This window comes from Methylocystis sp. WRRC1 (genome assembly GCF_020733155.1).
Taxonomy (GTDB): Bacteria; Pseudomonadota; Alphaproteobacteria; order Rhizobiales; family Beijerinckiaceae; genus Methylocystis.
In genome coordinates this window covers 3,785,691-3,802,385 of sequence record NZ_JAJFZJ010000001.1, presented here as the reverse complement: position 1 = coordinate 3,802,385, position 16,695 = coordinate 3,785,691, and the positions used below count along the sequence as shown (strand labels likewise).

Annotated in this window: 17 protein-coding genes; 3 read left to right on the top strand and 14 right to left on the bottom strand. The window is 64.9% G+C overall.

Features of this window, described 5'->3' with window-relative positions:
- The gene (zapE, locus tag LG047_RS18575; protein WP_227968151.1) at positions 1 to 1,161 is read left to right on the top strand and encodes a cell division protein ZapE; all 1,161 of its coding nucleotides are present in this window, start codon (positions 1 to 3) and stop codon (positions 1,159 to 1,161) included.
- On the opposite strand, the gene LG047_RS18570 is transcribed toward zapE, so the two are convergent.
- From LG047_RS18570 to LG047_RS18560, 3 genes are all read right to left on the bottom strand, one after another.
- Positions 1,136 to 1,429: a hypothetical protein gene (locus tag LG047_RS18570; RefSeq protein WP_227968150.1), complete on the bottom strand. Its 294-nt coding sequence runs from the start codon at positions 1,427 to 1,429 to the stop codon at positions 1,136 to 1,138. The genes zapE and LG047_RS18570 overlap by 26 nt on opposite strands.
- Positions 1,430 to 1,567: 138 nt before the next feature.
- Positions 1,568 to 3,151 (bottom strand): SulP family inorganic anion transporter, encoded by a 1,584-nt coding sequence (locus LG047_RS18565; protein WP_227968149.1) that lies wholly within the window; start codon positions 3,149 to 3,151, stop codon positions 1,568 to 1,570.
- 78 nt (positions 3,152 to 3,229) lie between these two features.
- The gene (locus LG047_RS18560) at positions 3,230 to 3,898 is read right to left on the bottom strand and encodes a carbonic anhydrase (protein ID WP_227968148.1); all 669 of its coding nucleotides are present in this window, start codon (positions 3,896 to 3,898) and stop codon (positions 3,230 to 3,232) included.
- A 788-nt stretch (positions 3,899 to 4,686) separates the two neighbouring features.
- Between LG047_RS18560 and LG047_RS18555 the strand changes: the two genes are divergently transcribed.
- Positions 4,687 to 5,583, top strand: a complete 897-nt coding sequence (locus LG047_RS18555; RefSeq protein ID WP_227968147.1) for a LysR family transcriptional regulator — start codon at positions 4,687 to 4,689, stop codon at positions 5,581 to 5,583.
- A gap of 128 nt (positions 5,584 to 5,711) precedes the next feature.
- Here the strand turns inward: LG047_RS18555 and LG047_RS18550 are convergent, their stop codons facing one another.
- The 3 genes from LG047_RS18550 to surE all read right to left on the bottom strand — a co-directional run bounded on the left by LG047_RS18550 (position 5,712) and on the right by surE (position 8,930).
- Positions 5,712 to 7,301: a peptidoglycan DD-metalloendopeptidase family protein gene (locus LG047_RS18550; RefSeq protein WP_227968146.1), complete on the bottom strand. Its 1,590-nt coding sequence runs from the start codon at positions 7,299 to 7,301 to the stop codon at positions 5,712 to 5,714.
- A 178-nt stretch (positions 7,302 to 7,479) separates the two neighbouring features.
- Positions 7,480 to 8,160 carry a protein-L-isoaspartate O-methyltransferase gene (locus LG047_RS18545; protein ID WP_227968145.1) on the bottom strand — a complete coding sequence of 227 codons (681 nt, stop codon included), beginning with the start codon at positions 8,158 to 8,160 and terminating at the stop codon, positions 7,480 to 7,482.
- On the bottom strand, positions 8,157 to 8,930 hold the full coding sequence (gene surE / locus LG047_RS18540) for a 5'/3'-nucleotidase SurE (protein ID WP_036280841.1): 774 nt from the start codon (positions 8,928 to 8,930) through the stop codon (positions 8,157 to 8,159). Before surE ends, LG047_RS18545 begins: the two co-directional genes overlap by 4 nt.
- A gap of 123 nt (positions 8,931 to 9,053) precedes the next feature.
- Between surE and LG047_RS18535 the strand changes: the two genes are divergently transcribed.
- A complete protein-coding gene (locus LG047_RS18535; RefSeq protein WP_144259458.1) occupies positions 9,054 to 9,431 on the top strand; it encodes a hypothetical protein in 378 nt (125 codons plus the stop codon).
- A 62-nt stretch (positions 9,432 to 9,493) separates the two neighbouring features.
- On the opposite strand, the gene serS is transcribed toward LG047_RS18535, so the two are convergent.
- The 8 genes from serS to LG047_RS18495 form a co-directional block, all read right to left on the bottom strand.
- Positions 9,494 to 10,777 (bottom strand): serine--tRNA ligase, encoded by a 1,284-nt coding sequence (gene serS / locus LG047_RS18530; RefSeq protein WP_227968144.1) that lies wholly within the window; start codon positions 10,775 to 10,777, stop codon positions 9,494 to 9,496.
- A gap of 46 nt (positions 10,778 to 10,823) precedes the next feature.
- Positions 10,824 to 11,609 (bottom strand): twin-arginine translocase subunit TatC, encoded by a 786-nt coding sequence (gene tatC / locus LG047_RS18525; RefSeq protein ID WP_227968143.1) that lies wholly within the window; start codon positions 11,607 to 11,609, stop codon positions 10,824 to 10,826.
- Positions 11,606 to 12,007 (bottom strand): preprotein translocase subunit TatA, encoded by a 402-nt coding sequence (locus tag LG047_RS18520; RefSeq protein ID WP_227968142.1) that lies wholly within the window; start codon positions 12,005 to 12,007, stop codon positions 11,606 to 11,608. The genes tatC and LG047_RS18520 overlap by 4 nt, the downstream gene beginning before the upstream one ends.
- A gap of 30 nt (positions 12,008 to 12,037) precedes the next feature.
- A complete protein-coding gene (locus LG047_RS18515) occupies positions 12,038 to 12,274 on the bottom strand; it encodes a twin-arginine translocase TatA/TatE family subunit (RefSeq protein ID WP_036280833.1) in 237 nt (78 codons plus the stop codon).
- Between the two features lie 111 nt (positions 12,275 to 12,385).
- Entirely contained in the window at positions 12,386 to 13,141 is a 756-nt protein-coding gene (scpB, locus tag LG047_RS18510; RefSeq protein ID WP_227968141.1) for an SMC-Scp complex subunit ScpB, read from the bottom strand.
- A gap of 30 nt (positions 13,142 to 13,171) precedes the next feature.
- Positions 13,172 to 13,981 (bottom strand): ScpA family protein, encoded by an 810-nt coding sequence (locus tag LG047_RS18505; RefSeq protein WP_036280829.1) that lies wholly within the window; start codon positions 13,979 to 13,981, stop codon positions 13,172 to 13,174.
- 200 nt (positions 13,982 to 14,181) lie between these two features.
- Entirely contained in the window at positions 14,182 to 15,189 is a 1,008-nt protein-coding gene (gene nagZ / locus LG047_RS18500; RefSeq protein ID WP_227968140.1) for a beta-N-acetylhexosaminidase, read from the bottom strand.
- 87 nt (positions 15,190 to 15,276) lie between these two features.
- Positions 15,277 to 16,632, bottom strand: a complete 1,356-nt coding sequence (locus tag LG047_RS18495) for an SPOR domain-containing protein (RefSeq protein ID WP_227968139.1) — start codon at positions 16,630 to 16,632, stop codon at positions 15,277 to 15,279.
- Between the last annotated feature and the right edge of the window lie 63 nt (positions 16,633 to 16,695).

Below are 16,695 nucleotides of genomic sequence, written 5' to 3'. Positions count from 1 at the left end.
ATGACGCGAACGGAATCGCTCATCGACCGATATGACGCGCTGGTCGTCGAAGGCGCGCTGCAGAGCGACGCCTCGCAACGGACTGCGGTCGAGAAGCTGCAGGCGCTCGTCAACGCGCTCGCCGGACGCCGCGTCGCCGGCGCAGGATTGGCGCGCGCCGTCACGTCGATTTTCCGCAGGCGCGAGGCGCCGCCGCCCCGCGGCCTTTACCTGTGGGGATCGGTCGGGCGCGGCAAGACGACGCTGATGAACCTCTTTTTCGAGGCTGCGACTGTCGAGAAGAAGCGCCGCACGCATTTTCATCCGTTCATGGCGGATGTGCACGAGCGCCTGCATCGCTTCCGGCAGAACGCCGGCGTTTGCGCCGACGATCCGGTGAGCTGCGTCGCGCAGGAGATCGCGCGCGAGACGCGGCTGCTTTGCTTCGACGAATTCGCGGTGCACGACATTGCCGACGCGACCATTCTCGCGCGGCTGTTCTCGACGCTTTTCGCTTCGGGCGTCGTTGTCGTCGCAACCTCCAACGTCGAACCGTCGCGCCTTTACGAAGGCGGCCGCAACCGCGATCTCTTCCTGCCTTTCGTCGCGCTGTTGCAGGACCGCATGGACGTTCTGCGCCTCGATGCGCCGGTCGATTATCGCGCGCAGAAGGGCTGTGTCGGCGAGGTCTATTTCACACCCGCCGATACGCGCGCCCATGCCGCGCTCGACGCTCTGTTCCTGTCGCTGTCAGGCGTTACGCATGGCGCGCCGGCGACGATCGAAGTGAAGCGTCGCGCCATCTTCATTCCGCAGGCGGCGGGCCGCGTCGCCCGTCTCGGCTTCGCAGACATTTGCGGGCGGGCGCTGGCGGCGGGCGACTATCTCGCGCTGGCGCAACGTTTCGACGCAATGCTCATCGACGACGTTCCCATCATCGCGCCGGAGCAGCGCAACGAGGCGCGCCGCTTCATCATGCTCGTCGACGTGCTTTACGAGGCGCGCGCGCTGCTCGCGCTCTCCGCCGCCGCCGAGCCGCCTGAACTCTATCGCGCCGCCCATGGCGCCGAGGCGCGCGAATTCCAGCGCGCCGTCTCGCGCCTCACCGAGATGCGGGCGCGAGACTATCTGGAGAATTGCGCCGTGCGCATCGCGCTCATGGCTTCGACATGCAATCCTTGATGTCGCTTTCCTTTTTCATCTTCTCGAAAGTGTCGTTGCAGAAGCGCTCGAGATCGGGACGCAGCTTGGGATCTGTCCCGGCGGCGCGCATCCCCATGGCGCCCTCGAGCAGCTCTTTCTGCGCGGCGTGCAACTGCTTGGGCGAGAGTTCGACCGAGCAGGCCTCGTAGCGCTTCAGAAGCGCGTCGCATTGCGGCACGCCCGTCGGGTCTACGGCGAGCGCGGGAGTGGCGGCGAGAACGAAAAGGCAGGCGAGACGAAGTTTCAAGATTGCGGTCCCTCCAGAATTGCGACGGCGGGGATATAGAACATTCCCCGCCCGATGGCGACATGTAAGAGGCCTCCGCCGAAATGCGAAGGGCGGGCGCAATTGCGCCCGCCCTCCCCCCGGCGCTCTTCGCGAGGCTCAGGTCGCCGCCATTCGCGCAACCCCGTTGCCATCGCCCCAGGCCTTTTGCTGGAAGAGCCCATGCAGTTCATCCCAGTCGATGGTCAGTTCGCCGCCTGCCGACTGATGCTGCTGATGCCAGCTCAGGAGAAGATCGAGACAGGCGTGGTCGATGTAGTTCAGATCATGAAGATGGACCTGGATATGCGCGTCCGGGCTCAGCGCCTCAAGCGCGGAAGCAAGCTGCGGAAGGCGAATGAAGGTCGCCGCGCCGCGCAGATTTATCTCCGTCTTGCCGCTCTCCTTGTCCTCCTCGACGCTGATTTCAAGTGTGGAGAAGGTATAGAGCAGGCGCGCGAGGGCGAGGGCGACGCCGACGGCGATGCCGGTAAGCACGTCCGTCGCGACCACCATGCCGAGCGTCACGACGTAAATGCCCGCCTCGGCCCGATCCTGCTGCCAGAGATTGCGGAGAAAGCCGAGCTTGATCAGCTTCGCGCCCGCATAGACCAGCACCGCCGCCAGGCTCGCCACGGGGATCATGCGCAGCACGTCCGGCAGCATGGTTATGAAAAGCAGAATCCAGACGCCATGCAGCATGGTGGAGAGGCGCGTCCGGGCGCCGGCCATCACGTTTGCGGAGCTTCGGACAATGACGCCCGACACCGGCAGAACGCCGATCGCGCCGCACAGGAAATTGCCGACGCCCTGCGCGATCAGCTCCTTGTTGTATCTCGTGCGCGGCGTATGCCGTTGCATGGCGTCGACGGCGGTCGCGGTAAGCAGCGATTCCGCGCCGGAAACGAAGGCGAGAGTCAAGGCCGCAATCCAGATCGCGCCCTCCGACACGCGGGCGAAGGAGGCGGTGTCGGGGAAGGAAATCGCGTCTATCAGCCGATCCGGCGCCGGGACATATTTGACATCGAAACCGAAACGCCAGGCGATGAAGGTCGCGACGCCCACGCCGACGAGCGGGGCGGGCACCATCTTCAGCATCCTGGGCGCGCGGTCGTTCCACAAAACGATGAGACCGATCGTCACCAGACCGATCAGCGCCGCGGGACGATGCGCGTCCACGGTGAAGCCTTTCAACACGGCATCGGAAATCGACCAAAGATTGATTACGCCCCCGAATTCTTTTCCGGTTCCCGGCGGCGTGTCGTCGACCATGACGTGAAACTGCGAGGCGAAAATGAGAATGCCAATGCCCGCGAGCATGCCCTGAATCAGCGCGGGGGAAACCGCGCGGAACACGGGGCCGAGACGCAAGGCGCCGCCCGCAAGCTGAATAACGCCGGCCAGCATAACGATCAGGCCAAGCGCTTCAAATCCCAGCTCACTCGCGAACGCCGCCACCGTCACCGCGGCGCCGTTCGCGGCGCCGCTGACCTGCAGCGGGCAGCCCGAGAAAAAGCCGACGACGACGCCGCCGATGGCGCCGCTGATGAGACCGACGGCGGCCGCCTTTTCGAATGGATAGCCAGCGACGAGCGCCAGACCGAGCGAGAGGGGCAGCGCGACGAGAAAGACGACGAACGAGGCGAGAAGGTCCTCTTTCAAATAGAAGCGTCGCGTTTCGTTTTGCGACGTTACGGCGCTCATGGTGATATCCTTTGTCTTTCGGGGACGCCGATCAGCGGCGGTTTATACGCGACAGATTATTTAGGACTTCGCCGCAACTCAGACATCGAGCGGCTCGAATTGCCGCTCGCGATCGGTCCGGTGCGACGGCTGTTCGGTCAGCAGGCGGAACTGTCCGCTTTCCGGGTCGTAGCCGAAGACCTCGCCGGTCTCGATCTTGTAGACCCAGCCATGAAGTTTCAGCTTGCTCTGCGCGAGACCCGAGGCCACGACCGGATGCGTGCGCAGATTTTCGAGCTGCGCGAGCACATTCTCCTGGATCGTGATGTTGATCAGCGACGCTCCCTCACGGTCGGCGTATTTGTCCCTCACGACGCGGCGCGTCGATTCAGCATGTCCGAGCCATTGCGTCAGAGCGGGAAAATCTTTCGCAGGGGGCGGGTCGAGCAATCCCTTCATCGCGCCGCAATGCGAGTGCCCGCAGACGACGATTTCCTTCACGCCGAGGCCGGCGACGGCGAATTCGATCGTCGCCGCCTCGCCGCCCTGGCTTGCGCCATAGGGAGGCACGAGATTGCCGGCGTTACGCATGATGAAAAGCTCACCCGGCACTGTCTGTGTGAGAAGGTTGGGGTCGATGCGCGAGTCCGAGCAGGTGATGAACAGCGTTTCGGGCGCTTGCCCTTTGGCCAGACGCTCGAAAAGCTCGCGCTGGCTCCCGAACACCGCGTTCTGGAAATGATGGAGGCCCTGAATGAGGCGTTGCATGCGGCTCTCTCCCAACATGTGATGTGAACAAATGATAAGCGCAGCGGTTGTCATCGTAAAATAGATAATTTGAATTGCAAAAATCGTTATATTCGATGTTTTGCGCAGTCCGATCCGGCAACTTCACAGGATCCGGCTCGGCAATAGAAAAATACTTTTTTACAGATACTTACGAAAATCGGTGCGGCACCCGGCGCAAACCTGAGCGCCACCATGTACGACCACTGACCAGCAGGTTCGCGACCACTTTTGCCGGACCGCGAAAAGAAAAGCCCCGGCGAGTGACGCCGGGGCTTTAGAGCGTTTTCTCGTGTTGTTCGATGATCACGCCATCGCGCGATCACGTCGATTCGATGCGCGGCTAGTTATCGCATGCCGGGCCGGAACGGCCGCCGTCGCGCTCGGGATTACTCGCTTGGTCTTCTACTTGCGACGCGCGCGATGAGTCAGCCTTGGTCGATCCCCATACCATCTCGCAAAGCAGACAACGCCCGGTTGGGCCGTCCACGAACAATTGAGCGGCTTCCGCTGCGCCCGTATTGGCGACCGCCCATGTAAGGGCCACCGCCAAAGCGATTTTTCTCAGCATGACACCCTCCAACAATTGAAACGGATGAGGCTGGCCCGGATACTTCGGACCCGCCATTGCGGAACTCACGACCGCATTCGGCTTTCATCGCGACGAGCAAATTGAAGCGGCTCGGCTGAATCCATATGCCATGGGCTAGAAAAATTTAAAAATAGAATTTATAAATTTTTTTGATCCGTTTTTTCGATGGATGACGCCGATGGACCGCCTTAATTACCAGCACCTCTTCTACTTCTGGCATGTCGCGCGGGAGGGCGGCGTCACTCGCGCATGCGAGAAGCTTCGCCTCGCGCAACCAACGATCAGCGGTCAATTGGCGGTTTTCGAAAAGTCGATCGGCTCGCCATTGTTCCGCAAGGAAGGCCGAAAGCTTGTGCTGACCGAGACTGGCCGGACAGTTTTCAACTATGCGGAGGAAATATTCACATTAGGTCAGGAACTGAGCAACACGCTCAAGGGGACAGTTGGCGTACGGGGACAGCGTCTGTCGGTCGGCGTCGTCAACGCCCTGCCCAAACTGGTCGTCTATCGTCTGCTCGCGCCGGCGTTGCATCTGAACGAACCCACGCAGATCGTCTGCTACGAGGACAAGAGAGACCGACTGCTCGCCGAACTGACGCTCCACGGCGTCGATCTCGTGCTCTCTGACGCGCCGGCCACCAACGCTGGCGGCGCGCGCGTCTATAACCACGTCATCGGAGAGTCGACCGTCGCGGTGTTCGGCGCGAAAGGGCTCGCCGCGCAATATCGCGAGGATTTTCCTTGGTCCTTGAGAGGCGCGCCGCTGCTACTGCAAACCACCAACACCGAGGTGCGTCGCGCGCTGGACAAATGGTTCGAAGACCGTGCGATCGAGCCGAGAGTGAAAGCGGAAGTCGAAGACAGCGCCCTGCTGAAGACCTTCGCATCTGGCGGCGCCGGGCTGATCATCGCGCCCAAATCCGTGCGCGCTGAAATCGAGCGCCAGTATGGCCTATCCTTCATTGGCGAAATAGAGGAAGTCACCGAGCGCTATTACGCGATCTCGATGCAGCGGAAAGTGAAACACGAAACGGTGACAAGGATTTTGAAGAGCGCGCGCGAATGGCTTTCCTGATTGAGCTTTCGACCTGCGCCGACGAATAGACTACTGAAAAAACAAAACGGGCGGCGGGCCTTTCTTTGGACCCGCCGCCGCTGTTCTCCGGCGTAAGTGTCTCGCGAACGCCGGAGATATTCCGTCTGTCAGAGACCCGCGAGATAGCTCGTCGGGTCGACCGGCGTCGAACCCTTGCGCAGCTCGAAGTGCAGCTGCGGGGAGCCGACATTGCCGGACTGGCCGGACTTGGCGATGGTCTGTCCGCGCTTCACCTGATCGCCGCGCTTCACTTCCAGCTCGCCATTGTGGGCATAGGCGGAGACGAAGCCGTTGGGGTGGCGGATCAGCACCAGATTGCCATAGCCCTTCAGCTCGCTGCCGGCGTAGGCGACGACGCCGCCCTCCGCAGCCTTCACCTGCGTGCCCTCCGGCACCGCGATGTTGATCCCGTCATTGCCGCCCGACGAGAAGCCCTGAATGATGCGGCCGCGCGCCGGCCAGCGGAACTCCGGGCGACCATCGTCGGAGGCGACGGTCTTCTGGTCCTGCGCCGGCGCGGCCGGAGCCGGGGCCGCCGCGGCGGCTGGCGGGATGGAGGCGGTCGTGGTCTTGTCGACCGTTTTGGAGGCGGCCGGTTCGGTCGGCTTCTCGACGGCCGCCGTCTTCGTCTCCTGCTTCTCGGCAGACTTGGCGACGACCGGCTCCGAGACAGTCGCGGACTTCTCCTCGACGCGCGGCGATGGCGCGGACTTGGCGAGACGTTCGGCTCTCGCGGCTTTCTCGGCCTTCGCCGCTTCGGCCTTGGCGAGCTTCGCCTTTTCCGCCGCAGCCTTCGCCTCGGCGGCCTTGGCTTCAGCCGCCTTCTTCGCCTCGGCCGTCTTGGCCTCGGCCGCCTTCCTCGCTTCCGCCTTCGCGATCTTTGCTTCCTCGGCGGCTTTCAGCTCGGCGGCCTTTTTGGCGCGCCTCGCCTCTTCCTCTTTCGCGGCGGCCTTCGCCTTCTCCGCCTTCAATTCCTCCGCGCGGGCGGCGGCCTTGGCTTTTTCAGCCTTGGCTGCCTCCTCCTTGGCGGCGAGCCTGGCTTTCTCGGCCTTGGCCGCTTCTTCCTTCGCCGCCGCAGCCTTCGCCTTTTCGGCTTTTGCCGCTTCTTCCTTAGCGGCCGCGGCCTTGGCCTTCTCGGCCTTCAGCTGATCCTCGCGCGACGCCGTCTTGACCGGCTCGGGCTTGGTCTCGGCGACCTTCGGTGCGGCCACGGGCGCAGGGGCCGCGGGAGCCGAATGTGCGACGGCGTTGGCGCGGTATACGGGGATCACGATACGCGTGCCGGGCTGCACCTGCGCGGCGGTCGAGAAGCCGTTGGCGCGTAGCAGCGCGTCGGTCGGCACGCCATAGCGGGTGGCGAGCATTCCGGCGGTTTCACCCTGCGCGACGGTGACGGGGGTGCCGCCATCCGCAACCCAGTGAGATCCGCCCGCGCTCCCAGGGGCGGCCGGAGCCGGCGCCGGAGCCGGCGCAGCCGATGCGGTCTTCACGGCGCCGGGCGCCGGAAGGGGCTGGGATTCGACGCGAACCGGAGCCATCGAGCGCGCCGGGGCGGAGCCGATCGCGCCCGTCGGCGCGCGATCGATGGAGCGCGAGGAGGCGATCTTCGGTGAATCGCCGAAAGGATTGGAGAAGGGATCCGCTAGGCGAGACGCATCGGAGCAGCCCGCCATCAATGCGGCCGTCCCCACGGCCATGAGGAGTCGCCTGGCGACCCGCGAATAAGCAATTTGACGCTCTATAGCCATGACGCGACCCACTCGCACGCAACATCAACGGGCTTTTTTGTAGCAGCAAGCGGGTTAAGGAGCCGTTTAAGATGAACGGCTTTTGACTCCATTCATGAAATTCGTCGGTGTGGCGGAAATGCAATGTTTACAACGCCTGAGCGACCCCAATCGCCGCTGCGCCAAGGATATGCGGGCCAAGGTCGGTCTCGCGGATTTCACCCTTCTCGATGCGATCAAGCTTAATCAATCGTTCACGCGGCGGCTCGCCCGGCGCCGTCGCCTCGCGGCGCCCGAAGAGCAACGCCCCGCCCGGCGCAAGCATTTGCAGCAGCGCGTCGGGCGTCCCCGCAATCGAAGCCTGGACAATGATGCGGTCGAATTCGCCAAGCGTCCGGGAGGGCGCGAGACCGTCCGCGTGCAGCGCCACCGCATTCGACACCTTGAGCGCGGCGAGGCGACGGGCCGCTTCAATCGCGAGAGTCTCGTAGCGTTCGAGACTCACGACCTCGCGGCCGAGCTGAGCCAGCGTCGCGGTCCCGTAACCGGACCCCGTGCCGACCTCCAGCACGCGATGGCCGCGCCCGACCTTGAGCGCCTCCAGCCGGCGGGCGAGATCGGCGGGGCGCGACATGGTTTGTCCGCAGCCGATCGGCAGGCTCATGTTGCGATTGGCGAGATCGCGGAACCTGTATGGCGCGAAAGCCTCGCGCGGCACGATTTCGAGCGCCCGCATGACGGAAATGTCGCGCACGCCGGCCTGGCGCAGCGCCAGCAGAAACGCCGCGCGCTCCTCGATGTCGCCCGTGACTACTCCCGCCTCGATCATGCGCCCTCCTCGAAAGCCGCTGAAAGCCGCGTCACCGTCGGGTGATCGGTGAGATCGAGCTGCAGCGGAGTAATCGAAATCTTCTTCTCGTCGAGCGCCACGAGATCAGTGCCCGGCCCCGGCGTGAAGCTGCCGCGCTGGAAAGAAATCCAGTGATAGGGATTGCCGCGCCCGTCCTTGCGATCCTCGATCTTCATCAGATCGGTGCTTCGCCGTCCCTGCATCGTGATGGCGACGCCCGTGACTTCATCGGCGCGGCAATGGGGGAAATTCACGTTCATGAGCACATTGCGAGGGATTCCGACGTCGAGCAGGCGGCGAACGATCCTGCCGGCGTGAGTCTCGGCGCAATCCCAGTTGATCGTCTGGCGGCCTGCGAAGAAATCATAGACCTGCGAAAGCGCAATGGCCGGAATGCCGAGGATGGTCGCCTCCATCGCGCCCGCGATCGTCCCTGAATAGGTGACGTCCTCGGCGATGTTCTGCCCGCTGTTGACGCCTGAGATCACGAGGTCCGGCGGGTGGTCGAGCAGCAATTTGCGCACGCCCATGATGACGCAGTCGGTCGGCGTTCCCTTCAGCGCGAAATGACGCGGCGAAATCTCGCGCAGCCGCAATGGATCGTTGAGCGACAGCGAATGCGCCACGCCCGACTGTTCGAACTCCGGCGCGATGACGAAGATATCGTCGGTCAATTCGCGCGCGACCCGCTCCGCAACCGCGAGGCCGGGAGCATGCACGCCGTCGTCATTGGTGATGAGTATCCGCATTCACACGTCCCGCACGTCGTTTATATCGGAGGCTTGGCAATTAAAAATTTTCGCGAGAAGGATCGACCGCCCCTGCGCCGCCCTATCTGAAGTTGTGCTCACGACTTCGTTATGGAGGTTCATATGCGTAAACTGTGTCTTTCCCTCATTGCCGCTGGCGCCCTCCTCGGCGCAGCGCCGACCGCTTCCGCATTCGAAGCCATGCTCGGCGGCGATTTCCCCCTGCACAACCGCCCCCATGGCCGCCACCTCATGACCCTCGGCTACGGCGACATCGTCAATATCGACAAATGCGACCATAGCTGGTGCTGGGTGACGCATGGTCCGCACGCGGGTTACATCTACATGAGCCACGTGCTCGACGGGACGGTCTACGGCCCGCGCGGCGCCGGCTATGGTTATCGCGACGGCGGCCTCGCTGAAGTCGGCGCCGGCGTGGTTACGGCTCCGATCGACGCCGCCGGCGACGTTCTCGATGCGGGCGTCAGCATTCTGCGCTGATAGGTACGCCTACGCTTGTCCAGGGCTTCCGCGCAGGGCGGAAGCTTTGGCAAGCTTTACTTCTACGAGCTTCGCGCGATTCGCTCCATGCCACCCATGTAAGGCCGCAACGCCTGCGGGATTGTGACGGAGCCGTCCGCCTCCTGATAATTCTCAAGCACCGCCACCATCGCGCGGCCGACGGCGACGCCGGACCCGTTGAGCGTGTGGACGAATCGCGGTCCCTTGCTTTCGGCCGGCCGATAACGCGCGCCCATGCGCCGCGCCTGAAAATCGCCGCAGACCGAGCAGGATGAAATCTCGCGATACTTCCCCTGCCCCGGCAACCACACTTCGAGGTCGTAAGTCTTCTGCGAGGCGAAGCCCATGTCGCCGGTGCAGAGCACGACCTTGCGATAGGGCAGCCCCAGCGTTTGCAGCACTCTCTCGGCGCAGCCGGTCATGCGCTCATGCTCTTCGAGCGATTGTTCGGGCGTGGTGATCGAGACCAGCTCGACCTTGTAGAACTGATGCTGGCGGATCATGCCGCGCGTGTCTTTGCCCGCGGCGCCGGCCTCGGCGCGGAAGCAATAGGTGCCGGCGGTCATGCGGATCGGCAGTTGCGCTTCATCGAGTATGGACTCGCGCACGAGATTCGTCAGCGGAACTTCGGCGGTGGGGATTAGCCAGTAACCATCGCCCGCCGCGAACTGATCCTCTCTGAACTTCGGCAATTGCGCTGTGCCGAACATGGCGTCGTCGCGCACGAGGAGCGGCGGGTTAACCTCCATGTAGCCATGCGCGCCCGTGTGCAGGTCCAGCATGAATTGCGCGAGCGCCCGCTCGAGCCGCGCGAGCGGACCTTTGTTGACGACGAAACGCGCGCCGGAAAGCTTGGCGGCGGTTTCAAAATCCATCAGCCCGAGACCTTCGCCGATCTCGAAATGCTCTTTCGGCGTGAAGTCGAATTTGCGCGGCTCGCCCCAGCGCGAGACTTCGACATTGTCATTCTCGTCCGCGCCGTCGGGCACGGCGTCGAGCGGCGTGTTGGGGATGGCGGCGAGCGCGGCGTCGAGTTCGGCGACGGCGTAACGCTCGGCCTCCTCGAGCGCCGGCCAGTTTTCCTTGATCTGCGCGACTTCGGCCTTCAACGCTTCCGCCTTCGTGCTGTCGCCCGCCTTCATCGCCGCGCCGATTTCCCTGGAGGCGGCGTTTCGGCGTTCCTGCGCGACCTGCAATTGCGTGATCGCCGCGCGGCGGGCGTCGTCGAAAGCGAGAAGCTGCGCCGACAGGGGCTCCAGCCCGCGCCGCTTGCGGCCATTGTCGAAAAGCTCAGCGTTCTCGCGAATCCATTTGATGTCGTACATTTGGCGTTACCGGGCGCTCAGGGAGTTGGATGAAAAAACTGTCGGATCAGGCGCTCGGTTGCTCGGCCGCCGCCTTCTTCTTCTCGACCATCCGGACGGAATAGATCGACGCCTCATAGAGCAGCATGCCGGGCAGCGCGAGGGCGAGTTGCGAGAACACGTCCGGCGGCGTCAGGATCGCCGCGACGACGAAGACGATCACGATGGCGTAACGCCGCTTGTCCGCCAGAAACTGCGACGAGACAATGCCGACCTGCCCGAGCAGCGTCAGGATCACCGGCATCTGGAACACGATGCCGAAGGCCAGCACCAGCGTCATGATGAGCGAGAGATATTCGGAGACACGCGGCAGAAGTTCGATCTGCGCCTTGCCGGGCTCGTTCGCCTGCTGCATCCCGATGAAGAAGTGCAGCAGATTGGGCATCACGAGGAAATAGACAACCAGCGCGCCGATGGCGAAAAAGATAGGCGTCGCAAAGAGATAGGGCCGGAAGGCCGCACGCTCGTGGCGGTAGAGCCCCGGCGCCACGAAGGCGTAGATCTGCGACAGCACGATCGGGCACGAAAGGAAGGCCGCCGCGAAGAGCGCGACCTTGATCTGCGTGAAGAAATATTCCTGCGGCGCCGTGTAGATCAGCTTCGCCTCCGGCCCCGCGACCTGCGTGTAGGGGATGACGAGCAGATTGTAGATGTCCTTGGCGAAGAAGAACGACAGGATAAACATCGCGAGGAAGGCGAGCAGCGCCTTGATGAGGCGCTCGCGCAATTCCATCAGATGTTCGATCAGAGGGGCCTTGCTCGCCTCGATCTCGGCTTCGTCCGCTTCGTTCATGAGTCGGCCTTGCCGGAAGGCTGCGCCTTGCTTCCGGCCCCGTCCGACGCATCCTCCGCCTCGCCCGCCGGCGGCTCAGGAGTTTGGGAGGCCCCGCTCTCGCCGTCGATCGCGGTTGTGATCTGCTTGCGCGCCTCGGCCATTGGATCGAAGGCGCCCTCCAGCTTCACGCTTTTCATGATCGACTTGTTGGTCTCCTCGATCTCTTTTTTGAGATCGGCGAGTTCGGCCTCGCGCATCGCCTCCATGAACTGGCCCTGGAATTCCGCGGCCATGCGGCGCATGCGGCCGGTCGCCTGCCCCAGCGTGCGCAGCACGCGCGGCAAATCCTTCGACGGAATCGCAATGAGCGCGACAATGCCGATGACGATGAGCTTCCCGGCGTCGAGATCGAACATGATTTTTCCTGAACGGCGGCGGAGGCCGCGTCAGACCTTGTTTCCGTCGATGGTCTTGTCGGCCTCGATGGCGCGGCGTTCGGCGGTCTGCTCCACCGGTTTTGCAGCTTCCGCGGTCTTGTCGTCGTCCTCGGCCATGCCCTTCTTGAAGGCCTTGATGCCCTTGGCGACGTCGCCCATCACGTCGGAAATCTTGAACTTGCCGCCAAACAGCACGAACACGACGCCGCCGACGATGATCCAGTGCCAGATCGACAGACCACCCATGGCGCGAACCTCCGAAAACTTTACAGGCCGGAACCGCCGGCCGGGTTGACGGGAACCTATGCCGCCGGCGCCGCAAAAACAAGGAGAGACGCGGCGATTCTGGCGTCGCGATTACCCTTCGTCGTCATTGAGCGCCTCGGGCGCCTCCAGCGCCTCCGGCTCCTCGGGGAACTCCATTTCGAGAAGCTGCGGGGCCTCGTCCTCCAGCGGCTCCTCGTCGTCGCGCAGCGCAATGTCGTCCGAAGGCTGCGGCACGCCAAAACCCTTGGGCAGGCGGCCGTCGAAGAGACCCGCGCCCTTGAGTTCGTCGAGGCCCGGCAGGTCGCCGATCTGCTCCAGTCCGAAATGCATCAGGAAACTGTCGGTCGTGCCATAGGTGATCGGCCGGCCGGGCGCCTTTCGGCGGCCGCGCAGGCGGATCCAGCCCGTTTCGAGAAGCGTGTCGAGAGTGCCCTTGGAGATGGCGACGCCCCGGATTTCCTCGATCTCCGCGCGGGTCGCGGGCTGGTGATAGGCGATGATCGCCAGCGTCTCCAGCGCGGCGCGGGAGAGCTTTTTCTCCTCCACCTGTTCGCGGACGAGAATCCAGTTGAGGTCAGCCGCCGTGCGGAAAAACCATTTCCTGCCTACGCGCGTGAGGTTTACCCCGCGCGGCGCGTAATGGGCGCGCAGGCGCTCCAGCACCTGCGAAAGCTCGACGCCGTCGTCGATGCGGCGGGTCATTTCCGCCTCGTCGAGCGGCTCGGCGGAGGCGAAGAGCATCGCCTCGACGATGCGCTCGGCCTCCCGCAGCGCGACTTCGTTGCGCGCCAGCGCCTCGTCGCTGTTGACGTCGAAGAGTTCTACTTTTTCCGCCGCTTGCGCCAATGCGCATCCTCCATATTCGCCTCGCGGGGCTCACAGCGCTTCCGCGGGTTCTTCCAGTCTTCGGCCTTCGCGCCGGCGCACCCAGAGCGGCGCGAAGGGCCGGTCCTGCCTGATGTCGAGATGGCCTTCGCGCACCATTTCCAGCGACGCCGAAAAGGACGAGGCGCGGACGGTGCGCGCCGTCTGCAGATCGGCGCAATATTGGAGCAGATAGTCGTCGAGCACGGTCCATTCGGCGGCGACGCCGGCGAGCCGCTCCAGAGCCTCGCGCGCCTCGGCCAGCGACCAGACAGTGCGCTGGCGCAGCACGACACGGGAAATCGCGTTCTTCTGCCGCTGGCGCGCGTAGGCCGACAGCAGGTCGAACAGGCTCGCCTGATATTTCGGCTGCGAGATGGTTTCCAGCCCCTCGGGCCCGCCACGCAGGAACATGTCGCGGCCGAGCCGTCCGCGCTGGACGAGGCGGTCGGCGGCGAGGCGGATCAGCTCCAGCCGGCGCAGGCGCTCGGCCAGCGCGGCGGCGAGGTCGGCGGCTGACGGCTCGTCGCCCACCTTGGGCTGCTCCGGCAGCAGCAGCCGCGATTTGAGGAAGGCGAGCCAGGCCGCCATCACCAGATAGTCGGCGGCAAGCTCGAGCCTCACGCGGCGCGCGGCCTCGATGAAGGCGAGATATTGCTCGGCAAGCGCAAGAATCGATATTCGCGCGAGATCGACCTTCTGGCGGCGCGCGAGCTCCAGCAGCAGGTCGAGCGGCCCCTCGAATCCGTCGACGTCCACGAGAAAGGCCTCGCCCTCCGCGCGCGGTTCGTCGGAAAGATCGAAAGACAGTTCCTGCGCCATTGATTCTCCAGCGACTCAGGGCGCGTTTACGCCTGATTCACCTTGCCGGCAGGAGATTGGTCTCTTTGAGGCGACGTCGCAAGCGCGGTGGGCAACTTGCTCGCTCCGTCCACAAGATAGAGGGGTGGATAACCGGGCGGGCTACTCCCCGTAGATGTCGTGAAACCTGATTTCGAGCCCCGGCGCGTCGGGCGAACGAATCAGGCGACCGCCCCCATCACCGCATCGAACTCTGCGATGCCCGCCGCCACGTCGAAGGCCTCGACCTCCCGCACGCACTCAAGCGCCCTCTCCGCCCGCGCCAGCGCCTTGCCGGACAGTTCCGGCGCGCCCTCGGCGACCGGTCGCGCCTCCGCGAGGTCGCCATTGCAATGCAGGACCATGTCGCAGCCCGCCGCAATGGCGCGTTCGGCGCGGTCGCGGAAACTTCCCGCTAGCGCCTTCATGGAGAGATCGTCGGTCATCAGCAGGCCGTCGAAGCCGATATGGCCGCGGATGATTTCGTCCACCACGATTTTCGACAGAGTGCCGGGCGCGTGCGGGTCGATGGCCGTGTAGACGACATGGGCGCTCATCGCCATCGGCAGGTCGGCGTTGGCCTTGAAAGGCCGGAAATCGACCGCCTCCAGCTCCGCGCGCGAAGCCTCAACGACCGGCAGCTCCAGATGGCTGTCGGCTTTGGCGCGGCCGTGGCCGGGAATGTGCTTCATCACGGGCGCGACGCCGCCGGCCATCAACCCTTCCGCGGCCGCGCGCCCGACCTTCGCGGCGCGCGCGGGATCGCGGCTGTAGGCGCGGTCGCTGATGATGGCGTGGGAGTCGGGCGCGGGCGTATCCAGCACCGGCAGGCAATCCACGTCGATCCCGACCTCGCGGAGGTCATGGGCGATGAGCCGCGCCCCGAGCCACGCAAGCCGCTCGGCCTGCGCCGCGTCGGCGCCCACGGCCTCGAAACGAGCGGCGCTGGGATAGGCCCGCCAGTTCGGCGGCGCGAGACGCTGCACGCGCCCGCCCTCCTGATCCACGAGCACGGGCGCATTGCGGCCGAGCGCGGCGCGCAGGTCGGCGGTGAGCCTTGCCACCTGCTCACGCGTGTCGATGTTGCGACGGAAGAGTATGACGCCCCAGGGCGCCGCGTCTCGCAGAAAGGCGCGCTCCTCGTTCTCGAGAACGCAGCCTTTCACGCCGCAGATGAATGCGCGGGTCATTCGGTAAATCCTGAAATGGAGCGAGCCTGAGGACGCGCGATCCGAAGGGGCTCCCCGGACCGCGAGCCCTCAGGCCCGAAATTCGAGTCAGTTCCCGGCGACGAAGCAGGAGCCGCCGCTGGCCTTGACCTTGCTGCAGATGGCGTTCGCCGAGTCCTTGCTGACGCCGCCGACGCGGACGCGATAGACCGTTTTGTCGCCGACCTGCGCCGGCTTGAAGGTCGGCTTGCGGCCGCCGAGCTGCGCGCCGTATTTGGCGGCGACGGTCTTCAGCAGCGCGCGGGCCTCGGCCTCGCTGCCGGCGGCGCCGAACTGCACGGCGTATCCTCCGCCGGACACGGCTGCCGCAGCGGAGTCCGGCTCGCTGGCCGGCGGCTCCTCGACAGCGGCTGTCTTTACCGGCGGTTTCGGCTTGGCCGCCTGTGCGGTGGCCGCAGTCGTCGTCGTTTTGGCGCTCGTGGTTTTCGGCGTGCCGCCGCCGGTCTTGGCGGCGTCCGCGCTCGGCGGCGGGCTGGTCACTTTGGCCACCGCCGGCGGCAGCGCGGCGTCTTCGACCCTCGTGCCGTCGGGGCGCACCGTCACGGTTTTCACCTTGCGCGGCTGCGTCGGGGCGAGCGCCGGCTCATGCGGCGCATCGACCGGGCCCGAACCGAGCTTCACGGTCCTGGGCGCGACGGTCGGATCAACCGCCTGTTCGCGATTGTTGACGACCTGCTTGACGGGAGCGGTTTCCTTGCGGTCCAGGACCGCCGCGGTCCCGGCGTCCGGCGCGCCCTGGTCCGTTTCGGCGCTTGGCTTGACCTTCACTGGCCCCTCAGGCGCATTGATGACCGCGATATCCCGGGAGCCGCCGCCGCTGCGATGGGCGAAGCCCCAGCCGATGCTGCCGATCGCGAGCACGGAAATCGCCGCGATGGCGTGCCACGGGCGCAGATGACGCCGCCAGCCGCCGCGTTCCTCTTCATACTGCGGCTCCTCATCGGCGCCGTAATCGAGATATTGGGAGTCGTCGCTCCAGCCGCCCTCGGCGCCCGAGTAAGGCGTCCCATACTGGTCGGGATAGGCCGGAGCCGGCGCCTGCTGATGATAGGCGTGCTCCTGCTGGTAGACGGCGTCGTGATAGGCCTGCTCGCCATGAACCTCGTCGGCGTAATGGCGGGACTCCGGCGCGATGGCCGGCGCTTCGTCATAGGAGCCGCGAAGGCCGTGTTGCGGCGCATCCCAGGAGGGCTCGACCGGCGGGGGCGCTGGCGCGCGCGCGGCGCGAGGGTCTGCCAGGATCTGGCTGTACGGGTCTGTCTCTGCGGCCTCCCGCCCCTCCATCAGCCGGGCGAGTTCGCTCAACGGGTCGGCTTTCCCCTGGCCCGTGCGTTCGGGCCCGCGCAGACGCCGCTCAAACTCGCCCAGATCGACGGCCGGGCCCCTAACGGTGGATTCACGCATGATGCACCTCGATCACTCTTCCCAGGCGCTGAGCTGTGGCTAAAGCGTCGCGCGAGGGCCGAG